Here is a 2,234-nt window from a genome sequence, read left to right on the forward strand (position 1 = left end):
TCGGGCTGCGCGCGCTGTCCTCGCCGGCGAGCGTGCGGGGGGGCAGCGTCGCGCGCCTGTGGTGGGCGGACGACGCCGAGCCGGAGGCGGGCCGATGGGCCGCGCCTACGGCGACACGGCGGACACCGAGCGCGCCGCACGCATCGACCTGGCGGCCGTCCGGCACAACGTGGGCGTGCTGCGGGAGCGGATCCGGCGCCCCGACGGCAGCCGGCCGCTGCTGACCGCCGTCGTCAAGGCCGACGCCTACGGCCACGGCGCGGTGGCCGTCGCCCGTGCTGCCGCGGCCGCCGGCGCGGACCGGCTCGGGGTGGCCCACGTGCGCGAGGCCCTGGCCCTGCGCGCGGCGGGGGTGCCCCTGCCCGTGCTCGCGTGGCTGCACACCGGGGCCACGGACTTCGCCGCCGCGGTGGAGGCGGAGGTGACCCTCGGCGTCTCGGGCTGGGACCTGGACGCCGTCGCCGACGCCGTCCGCGGGCTGCGGGCCCGGGGCGGGGCCGGACCCGGGGCCCGCGCGGTCCTGCATCTGAAGGCGGACACCGGCCTGGGCCGCCGCGGCTGCACGCCCGAGCGGTGGCCCGCCTTCGTGGCGCATGCCGCCGAGCTCGAGGCCGCGGGCCTCGTGCGGGTGGAGGGCGTGTTCTCCCACCTCGGCGTGGCGGACGAGCCGGACCGGGCCGCCGAGACCACGGCGCAGCTGCTGCGGTTCGAACGGATGGCCGCCGAGGCCGCCGAGACGCTCGGCCACCCGCTGCTGCGCCACCTGGCCAACACGCCCGCCGCCCTCGCCCGGCCGGACACGCACCTGGACATGGTGCGCGTCGGCCTGGGCCTGTACGGGCTCTCCCCGTTCGCGGACGTCACCGCCGCCGAGTTCGGACTGCGCCCGGCCATGTCCCTCGTCACCGTCCTGGCCAACGTCAAGGCAGTCCCCGCCGGGCAGGGCGTGTCCTACGGATTCCGCCACGTCACGGCGGAGCCCACCACCCTCGGGCTCGTGCCCGTCGGCTACGCCGACGGCGTCCCGCGCGTCGTCGAGGGCACGCGCGTCCAGGTCGGCGGCCGGACCGTCCCCGTGGTGGGCCGCATCGCGATGGACCAGTTCGTGGTGGACCTCGGCCCGGACGCCGCGGACGCGCCCGGCGACGCCGTCGAGCTGTTCGGACCGGCCTCCGGCATTCCGGTGGAGGAGTGGGCCGCGGCCGCCGGGACGATCAACTACGAGCTGGTGACCCGCATCGGAGGCCGCGTGGACCAGCAGCACGTGGACCCCACGTCGACCCAGGAGGCCCGCCCATGAGCGACCACGAGTTCCCCGCCCCCGGCCCGACCCTGCCCGAGCCCGTGCTGACGGCGACGGTCCCGCTCGAGGGCGCCGACGGTACCCGGGCGTTCGGCCGCGCCCTCGCCGGGGTGCTCCGCGCCGGCGACGTGCTGATCCTCACGGGCGACCTCGGCGCGGGCAAGACGACCTTCACCCAGGGGCTGGCCAGCGGATTCGGCGTGGCCTCCGGCGTGGTCTCGCCGACGTTCGTCCTCTCCCGCGTCCACCCCGCCCCGGCCGACGCCCCGGCGGGCACCCCGGACCTCGTGCACGTGGACGCGTACCGGCTGCGCTCGGCGGGGGAGCTCACGGACCTCGACCTGGACGCGAGCGTGGACCGCTCCGTGACCGTCGTCGAGTGGGGCCGGGGCATGGCCGAGTCCCTCGCCGGGTTCCCCGAGGACCCGGACGCCTCGTGGCTGGACATCGAGATCGTCCGGGCCCGCGGGGGTGAGGACGCTCCCGCGGCCCCGGCGGGGGAGGGCGACGACGGCATCGTCACCGACTTCTCCGACGAGGACGGAGGCCAGGCCGATGAGCTGCGCTCGGCCGTCGTGACCGGCCGCGGCCCGCGCTGGGCCGGCGTCGTGCTTCCGTAGACTGGCCGCCATGGCCCTGCTCCTCGCGATCGACTCCTCCGCCGCCGCCTCCGTCGCCGTCCTGCGGGACGGTGAGGAGCTCGCGCGCTGGGCCACGGACGACACCCACGCCCACGCCGAGGTGCTCGCCCCCGCGGTGCAGACCGTGCTCGGCGAGGCCGGCGTCACCGGCACCGCGCTGGACGCGCTCGCGGCCGTCGACGACGTCGACGTGGACGCGGTCGGCGGTTGCGGTGACGTTGACGGGGGTCTCGGGCAGGGGGAGCGCGTCCAGGTGGCGCATCAGCTGGGAGACGTCCAGGGCGCACAGC

Annotated in this window: 2 protein-coding genes and 1 pseudogene; all 3 read left to right on the forward strand. The window is 77.4% G+C overall.

What is annotated here, in order from left to right; translation table 11 throughout:
• The first annotated feature begins 94 nt into the window (after positions 1–94).
• On the forward strand, positions 95–1,300 hold the full coding sequence (gene alr, locus D8M29_RS11425; RefSeq protein ID WP_127445991.1) for an alanine racemase: 1,206 nt from the start codon (positions 95–97) through the stop codon (positions 1,298–1,300).
• On the forward strand, positions 1,297–1,923 hold the full coding sequence (tsaE, locus tag D8M29_RS11430) for a tRNA (adenosine(37)-N6)-threonylcarbamoyltransferase complex ATPase subunit type 1 TsaE (protein WP_127435640.1): 627 nt from the start codon (positions 1,297–1,299) through the stop codon (positions 1,921–1,923). Before alr ends, tsaE begins: the two co-directional genes overlap by 4 nt.
• 10 nt (positions 1,924–1,933) lie before the next feature.
• Positions 1,934–2,234, forward strand: a pseudogene (locus D8M29_RS14265) (hypothetical protein); the annotation flags it as partial.

The sequence above is a fragment of the Micrococcus sp. HSID17227 genome, assembly GCF_003989405.1.
GTDB lineage: Bacteria > Actinomycetota > Actinomycetes > Actinomycetales > Micrococcaceae > Micrococcus > Micrococcus luteus.

What these genes read in the sequence shown, in the direction of transcription:
- alr (WP_127445991.1), top strand. Translation starts at nt 95, where the DNA reads ATGGGCCGCGCCTACGGCGACACGGCGGACACCGAGCGCGCCGCACGC.
- tsaE (WP_127435640.1), top strand. Translation starts at nt 1,297, where the DNA reads ATGAGCGACCACGAGTTCCCCGCCCCCGGCCCGACCCTGCCCGAGCCC.